The 7,230-nt window shown below is 47.3% G+C and carries 7 protein-coding genes; 3 read left to right on the forward strand and 4 right to left on the reverse strand.

What is annotated here, in order from left to right:
- Positions 1–34: 34 nt before the first annotated feature.
- On the reverse strand, positions 35–1,027 hold the full coding sequence (locus ACXAH1_RS16760) for an LNS2 domain-containing protein (protein WP_475198241.1): 993 nt from the start codon (positions 1,025–1,027) through the stop codon (positions 35–37).
- A 110-nt stretch (positions 1,028–1,137) separates the two neighbouring features.
- The gene (locus ACXAH1_RS16765) at positions 1,138–1,869 is read right to left on the reverse strand and encodes a hypothetical protein (protein WP_475198244.1); all 732 of its coding nucleotides are present in this window, start codon (positions 1,867–1,869) and stop codon (positions 1,138–1,140) included.
- Between the two features lie 342 nt (positions 1,870–2,211).
- Here ACXAH1_RS16765 and ACXAH1_RS16770 point away from each other — a divergent pair, with 342 nt between their 5' ends.
- Positions 2,212–3,405 (forward strand): GGDEF domain-containing protein, encoded by a 1,194-nt coding sequence (locus tag ACXAH1_RS16770; protein WP_475198245.1) that lies wholly within the window; start codon positions 2,212–2,214, stop codon positions 3,403–3,405.
- Between the two features lie 8 nt (positions 3,406–3,413).
- Here ACXAH1_RS16770 and ACXAH1_RS16775 read toward each other — a convergent pair whose 3' ends face one another.
- Positions 3,414–4,268 (reverse strand): SDR family oxidoreductase, encoded by an 855-nt coding sequence (locus ACXAH1_RS16775; protein ID WP_475198248.1) that lies wholly within the window; start codon positions 4,266–4,268, stop codon positions 3,414–3,416.
- 99 nt (positions 4,269–4,367) lie between these two features.
- Between ACXAH1_RS16775 and ACXAH1_RS16780 the strand changes: the two genes are divergently transcribed.
- Together ACXAH1_RS16780 and ACXAH1_RS16785 are read left to right on the forward strand one after the other, a co-directional pair.
- Entirely contained in the window at positions 4,368–5,267 is a 900-nt protein-coding gene (locus ACXAH1_RS16780; protein ID WP_475198250.1) for a LysR family transcriptional regulator, read from the forward strand.
- A gap of 312 nt (positions 5,268–5,579) precedes the next feature.
- Positions 5,580–6,035 (forward strand): DoxX family protein, encoded by a 456-nt coding sequence (locus ACXAH1_RS16785; protein ID WP_253050551.1) that lies wholly within the window; start codon positions 5,580–5,582, stop codon positions 6,033–6,035.
- Between the two features lie 60 nt (positions 6,036–6,095).
- Here ACXAH1_RS16785 and ACXAH1_RS16790 read toward each other — a convergent pair whose 3' ends face one another.
- Positions 6,096–6,767, reverse strand: a complete 672-nt coding sequence (locus ACXAH1_RS16790; RefSeq protein WP_475198286.1) for a hypothetical protein — start codon at positions 6,765–6,767, stop codon at positions 6,096–6,098.
- Between the last annotated feature and the right edge of the window lie 463 nt (positions 6,768–7,230).

Raw genomic sequence — 7,230 nt, forward strand, 5'->3', positions numbered from 1 at the left:
TCAGGGCTTACTCTCGCGTAAGCCCCAACTTATCTTACTCACATTGTGCTGGCGGGTAGGTATCTACCTCATTGGTTATATGTGAATAATAGTTATTGTGACTGATAGCCGTGGTACCGTAATGTCCGGCATCCGGGCCTATTGTGAAGCTATTTTGGGCACCCAGTCCGGCACGGATAAAGGCTTCAGCATCGGTTTTTGCGTTTCCGTACGCACGCACTATGTTCAGGCCCTGTGATTGCAGATGTTGGATCTGCTCTATCTTGTACTCAGCCGTTCTGAACAAACTGGTTTCATTGCTAAGAGAAGTGCGCAAGAAGCCCCGCGGCAGGCCCATCCAGTTTAACCAATCGCGTGTCCCTTTGGCGTACCAGTAAACACGGGCGGTCAGATAAACGGGCTGATACCCCAGATCCAAGTAGCGACGTACCAGACTGTAAGCCCCCTCTTTTTGGTCGGCTCGGTCAATACCTGTGTAGTCGCCAATTTGCTCAGCGTCTGATTCAGTCAAGGTACCATCGATATCGAAAAGTACGGCGGGTGTATCCGGCTGAACCACAGTCACAAACCCTTCGGCTCCGGTTCCATCCGCAGGCACTGCCGCATAGATACGGTACTGACCCGCATTCATTGCTGGTAGGGTGACACTGGCCTTGCCATCACTATTGGTCACGGCGTCACCCAGATAATGCCAGCTACTGTCTTGCTGTCCGCGCAGATAAAAGCGAACAGTTTCAAATTCCAGGTCTTTGTGTGCAATTGCACCGTAATCAAACTTTGCTGTCACTTTTACACTATTGCCTTCTGCCACAACTTCGTCGTGGACCATATGAAAGCTCGGCAACCAGGTAATGAACCGATTTAGGCCATTGCGATACCCGGCACTGGGTACCTCAGGTTTAGCGTAATTTTGCTCTATCCAGCTTGGCTCTGGGCATTGTGGCAGCGCCTGCGCACCAACAGACCATACAATGGCTGCCGCAGCAACCGTTTTAGCTGTGATATGAGTCAACCTTGATAACTTCATATATACTCCCATCGTTAAATTCGAGGCAAGAATATATACTCTAGATTACATTTTTATTAACGCAAACTTTTCACATTAACAAACATTTTAACAACAAGGTGTGATCAGGATCATAAACCAGGTGGAGCGGTTTTAGGGTTTGATGGCTTCGCAACATTATCTGCAACGCTTACTCCGGATGTGTGACTTCGAGCTGCCTGCTGTTTTACCCGAGCCGGAGTCGAGTGGATATTTCGCTTTGCAGCCACCCAGGCATACTTCTCGTACGATTCAAAAACATAGTTGCCACTGGGCAGCTGGATCTGGCCATAGATCACCTCATCGGTCAGGGTAAGATGCACCTGATAATGGTCGTCTGGCTGCTTACTAATTTGTCCGATTAAGCGTTTTTCACGTTCGGTTAGTGTTATCTCGACGATTTCTGCGCACACTTTTTCCTGTGTCTGCGGGATCAAAAACTCAAAGCTATCGCCCATACCTAACTGGCGAATACTTTTGACGTCTAATTCAAGGTAAGCTTCATTGTGCAGCTCAAAAGGTACCGTAGTACCAGATTTAAAGAAGGCTCTGGCGTTTTGAGACTCCTTATTGATGGTGTAATAAGTGCTCTGTAATTCATGCTGTGGCAATCTGACAGGACTGTTTTGCGGGCCCGAAGTCACCAATTCAGGTTCATGCGTCATCGCCTGATGCAGCTCAGATACATTAAAAGTCGTACTCACCTGCTCGCCCGACGATCCTTGCGCATCAAAGTATGCACTTACATTGCCATAAAACAGCAATAAAGCGAGTGACGACCACGTAAAGACGCCCATCAATATGTAAGTGAACACTTTCAACATATCAATAAATTAACAAATGAAGTACTTATGGGAACATTAATTGCTCTGCCGGTTTTTATCAAGTGAGATTAATTGCGATACATCTCGTCCATACGCATCTCAGATATAAATAATCTAATATCAATATGTTAAAAGAGAAACACTATTTACCTTTGTTTACATTACTCAAAACGGAGATAGCCTCAATACGCTGGTAAAAGGCTGAAATACGAACAATGTCTGCTCATCTGAGTATGACAATGCTATGCTTGAAACTTAAAGATCCCTGGCTCGCGGCTTAAAACCAACCATAAAGCGCGGGCAATCACGGGCAATAATGTAGAAGAGCAATAGGTCGGGTTAATGCAGGTTCATGATCTTACACTGATGTTGTCGCTATGGATTGCATCGCTTGCTGGTGCAACAGTGCTATTTGTGATTTCTAAAATGACTCAGACCATTTCCGGCACCCGGCTCTGGTCACTGGCCATGCTGCTACTTTCATGCGCCTATTTATCGCAGCTGAGCATGCAAAACCTCGACGTACAATGGCGGGTTTTAACTTTTAATAGCTTCCTCATTTTAGGTCACTCCGCATGGCTGATAGGCACCTGGCAATTTGTTCAGCGTACCCCATCAACACAAAAGATAGTCGCGCTTATCTTACCGGTTTTGCTCGCCTCCTGGCTGACCGCCACAGTATACCCTGAGCGAGAACTACGCATTACGATCATTGGTATCTGGCTGATAGCCGTAAGGTGTCACTACGCCTGGGTGCTTTACAAGCATGCACGACAAGACAAGAACGAGTTTCTGGCTGCACAAATAACCGCAGGCGTGGTATTGCTGGAAGTGTCATTTTCGGTGCTTTATACATTACAAGGTGCACTGGGTAATCTGCCGCAGATCGGTGAGGCCTTCAACTGGGTAGCCGGATACACTTGGGTTGCAGCACTGTTGGGGATCCTGGCCGGTGCGCCTGTTTTGCTGTTACTCAGCGCCGGGCGCTTTGTTAAGCAGTTGGAATTTGCAGCCAATCACGATCTGTTGACCGGACTGCTCAATCGCCGGGGACTTGCAAAGCAATTAAATGAACTATTGCCGCTAAGTAAAAGAAAATGCGACTCCCTCACCATCATGATGATAGACCTGGATCACTTTAAACGTGTCAATGACAGGTATGGTCATCAAAGTGGCGACCGCGCCATTAGCTGCATTGCAGAGGTACTTAAAAAGCAGTTTCGCAGTGCCGATCTGTTAGCACGCTGGGGTGGTGAAGAGTTTTGTCTGGTGCTGTTTGACATGCAACCCGACATGGCGGTCGTCTGTGCAAACAAGCTGCAAAACGCCTTTGCGCAACAAAGCCTGACGCTTGGGCTGGGCGACACGCCATTGACCATCAGTGTAGGCATTGCCTGTAGCCGGGAGATCAGCCAACAAGGCTTCGAATCCACCCAAAACCTGGCCGATGGTGCACTATACGATGCCAAACATGCTGGGCGAAACTGTGTAAAAGTCGCCAGCATGTCACTCAGTTTATTAGAAGAAAACCCGTAACAGGCTCATCAGGCAGTGAGATGTTGTGTCAGGCTGTCACGCATTGGCGTAGTTGGTCGGCCAATTAAGGTGCTTAATGTACCACTTTGGTCATTCAGCCAGCCCGAATTGGCCTGGATTTCCGCATCAGCCAGCAGCGCAGCAAACCCGGCCGGCACACCTACCTGCGTCAGAAACTCTGCATACTGCTGTTCAGAGACATAATTGGTTAGCAGGGTTTTGCCACTGAGTTCTGCTGCCTGTTCAGCCAACGTCTGCAAAGAGAAGCTCTCATCGCCCGCCAATTCATAGGTTTTGCCCACATGACCCGGCTCGGTCAGTACCACAGCTGCCGCTTCTGCGTAATCTGCGCGGGCAGCACTGGCAATACGCCCCTCGTGCATGGCACCAGTGATGGCTCCGGCGGCAAGGCTACCGGCAATCCCACCGCTGTAGTTTTCGTTGTACCAACCGTTACGCAGCAGCACATAGGGCAAGCCCGACTGTATGATTAGCTGCTCGGTGACTTGATGCTCTTCACTGAGCAACAAAGGCGACGTATCGGCATGTAAAATACTGGTATAAGCCAGCAAGGTGACTCCCGCGTGTTGCGCAGCGGTGATAACGGCTGTGTGCTGTCTTACCCGCTCGCCAATCATATTCCCCGATATAAGTAATAGCTTACTTACTCCTTCAAACGCACTATTTAGGGTTTCAGGCTTGTCATAGTCAGCATATCTGAGTTCAACTCCCAGCTGGAGCAATTCATCTGCCTGCTCTGGTGTGCGTACTAAGGCCACAATCTGCGAAGCCGCTACACGCTTTAATAATGCATCGATTACCAGACGACCCAGCTGCCCATTTGCTCCTGTTACTGCAATCATATTTTATCTCCACTTAGTGTGATTACTGTCGATAGGTTTATTGTCTGGCATAATCATTGTTACCATAAGACGGTCATTTCAAAATGGAGTGTTCTATAAATGATTACAATAAATCATAACTCCCTAAAGTTGCTGGCGATCTTCGCCACAGTAATAGACAGTGGTAGTTTTGCGGCGGCCGCGAGGCGTCTGCACTCCAGTCGCTCACGCATCAGTGAGCAGGTTTCTCAGTTAGAGTCGCAATTAAATGTGCGCCTGCTGCAACGCAGTACCCGCCAGTTAAAGCTGACGCAGGAAGGAGAAAAAGTGCTGCAACATGCCCGACAGCTCACTGGCATTTTGCAACATATTGAGGCCCAGCTAACAGATCCAGAGCCCAGTGGGCGGGTTAGGCTTACCATGAATCATGACATTGCCCATAAATTCATTTTGCCCAAGCTTGATAAACTGGCACAGCGCTACCCACAAATAAGCCTGGATCTCATTGTCGATGACGATCCGCTCGATTTAATTGAACAGCAAATTGACCTGGCCATTCGAATTGGCTTTGTTCGGGATGAATCTCTGGTTGCCCGTCTTCTGCATCAGGAGCGATTTGCCTTATTCGCCAGCCCAGCACTTATTGCGCAGCACGGCATGCCCACCACTGTGAACGAATTGGAGGCCATGCCCTGGCTGGAACTAAAGCAAACGGCAGAGCAAGGCGCGCAAATACTGTATCGCAATGATGAACCTGTGATTATCCACCCGCAGCGGTATCACAGCTGTAACTCACCCTATTTGTTGCAGCAAATGGTCGCCAGCGGGCTTGGCGTGGCCACTTTGCTGCCGTCAACCGTGCAACAGGAAGTTGGGCAGGGCAAACTGGTACACATTTTTGAGCAACTGCAAAGTGAGCCGCTGGTCTTCTCTTTGGTTTATCCCTCAAGAAGACAGGTACCTCAGCGCACCCGCGCCGTGATTGACTTTTTACTCTCGGAATCTTTGTTTGAAGTTTAATACCAATTTCACTTAATACCTGTTCAATTTGACGGAGCAAATATGGCGCTAACGGCGTTAAAAATTTCTCATTTAGAACAACTAAATAGCAAAATTTTTGCCTTGTTATCGACCATATTTTCTCGCCTCAAAATAGCACACTTAATTAAGCAAATTGGTATAAATTCTTTTTTATAGAACAAAAGGCGCGATTTTAAGAAATTTTAAAATCTAAAAACGAATTTATACTGTTTCATATCGGCTGAGGGGAAAACAACTAAGGGCGTTTCCCGCAAGCCCTGGCTTTGATTTTACAAACTTGAGGAAACGGTAATGACTAAACTAATTCAACTCGTTCAACCATTTGACCAAAACACATCTTTATCTCATCTCGCGGCGCTGCTAGCGCGCGTTGGTCTGTCAGCCATTTTTATTCTGGCTGCAATGAACAAAATTCAGTACTTTGAAGGCAATGCCCAGTACATGGCATCAAGTGGATTGCCGGGTGAGTTGCTCCCTCTGGTCATCGCATTTGAACTCATTGGTGGCCTGATGATTCTCGGTGGCCTGCTGACTCGCCTGACGGCCATTGCATTTGCAGGGTTTAGCCTGGTAAGTGCGCTGTTGTTCCACTTCGACCTGGCGGATCAGATGCAGTTTATTATGTTCTTCAAAAACGTGGCGATGGCGGGTGGCTTCCTGGCGCTGGCAGCATACGGTGCGGGAAAATTCAGTATCGACCATAAAGTACTGGCGTCTCAGCCGCTGGTAAAAGGTAAACTGGCTTAAATCGTCAATTTACCAATATTAAAAACGCGCAATGGCTATAGTCACTGCGCGTTTTCGGTATTATTCTGTAGCCATAACCCGCTTACCGTTGGCATCCACAACCAGCAAATAAGACTTACCAAAGTCGCCATTGCACAGGTCTATCGCATTACCCGCAACCTGCAGGCCATCTGCGCAGCTGCTGACAGCGTAGTAGTCAGTTACCTTGCCTTTCTCGGTTGTTGTCACTTTGCTGCCATCAACCATGACGTCATAGCTGCCGTTGGCAAACAAACGTACGTTAAAGACGTCCGCTTTATTGTCTGGCTTTTTAGCTACCACAGACAAAGCTCTTTCTCCGTTTGCTTCCCAGGCAATCACCCACAAGTTGGCACCATCTTTTAGTGTGGTGTTCATGCGCTCTTGCTTCTCGCCGCTGTTGCTGTCCTTAACACCCAGATTGATCATGTTGTTGATGGCTTTATAGCTGTAGCTGTATGTCTTGCCAACTTCCTTTGCAGGGACATCTGCCGACACCACACTGCCACTGTCAAATAAACCGCTGTAACCTGAACTGATAGATCTCTTTTTGGCATGAAAATCAGCCATATAGTCCAACGAGTTAACAAAAGACATTTTCGCATCATGGCTCAGCTGCTCGTCCAGCTCATCACTACCTTCGCCACATCCTGTCAGGGCCGCTGATAAACCCAGCACTAACGCAAATCCGAATCCTTTGTTGCCATTGTTCATAATCATCTCCATAAATCCATATAATAAAAAGTCATTCTGCCAGGCTTCACTGGGCCTGAAACAAATCATAAGTGTCATCCGGTACTCACCCAGGGCGGTACCCGACGGTGTCCTCTATCTGTATCTAACCATGCAGTTCACGCGCAAATATTAACATATCCATTACCTTCTCCAAGGTTGACAAGTGTGCACAATTGTTTAATTTTGTAAGCTAAATGACAGCGCTACCACACTCTTCAGAAAGCTTAATAAAAGCCACTAAAAAACCCTTTTAAATCAAATATTAAAAATCAACCAGAAAGATAAAACTGAAATATGAAAAACGCGTGAAACAGGTACTCAATAAACATCTGTATCAGGATAGAGCTGGCAGGTTAATCGCAGCTTAAAACATAAAGAATTCACAATAATGTAAAAAATAAAAGCAACCCGGAAAATGTCCTGTCGGGTTGCTTTTATAGGC

This window comes from Pseudoalteromonas sp. AWH4_217, from assembly GCF_056161105.1.

Excerpts from the sequence above, each read along its gene's own strand:
- ACXAH1_RS16760 (WP_475198241.1), bottom strand. The coding sequence starts at position 1,027 with ATGAAGTTATCAAGGTTGACTCATATCACAGCTAAAACGGTTGCTGCG.
- ACXAH1_RS16765 (WP_475198244.1), bottom strand. The coding sequence starts at position 1,869 with ATGTTGAAAGTGTTCACTTACATATTGATGGGCGTCTTTACGTGGTCG.
- ACXAH1_RS16770 (WP_475198245.1), top strand. The coding sequence starts at position 2,212 with ATGCAGGTTCATGATCTTACACTGATGTTGTCGCTATGGATTGCATCG.
- ACXAH1_RS16775 (WP_475198248.1), bottom strand. The coding sequence starts at position 4,268 with ATGATTGCAGTAACAGGAGCAAATGGGCAGCTGGGTCGTCTGGTAATC.
- ACXAH1_RS16780 (WP_475198250.1), top strand. The coding sequence starts at position 4,368 with ATGATTACAATAAATCATAACTCCCTAAAGTTGCTGGCGATCTTCGCC.
- ACXAH1_RS16785 (WP_253050551.1), top strand. The coding sequence starts at position 5,580 with ATGACTAAACTAATTCAACTCGTTCAACCATTTGACCAAAACACATCT.
- ACXAH1_RS16790 (WP_475198286.1), bottom strand. The coding sequence starts at position 6,767 with ATGAACAATGGCAACAAAGGATTCGGATTTGCGTTAGTGCTGGGTTTA.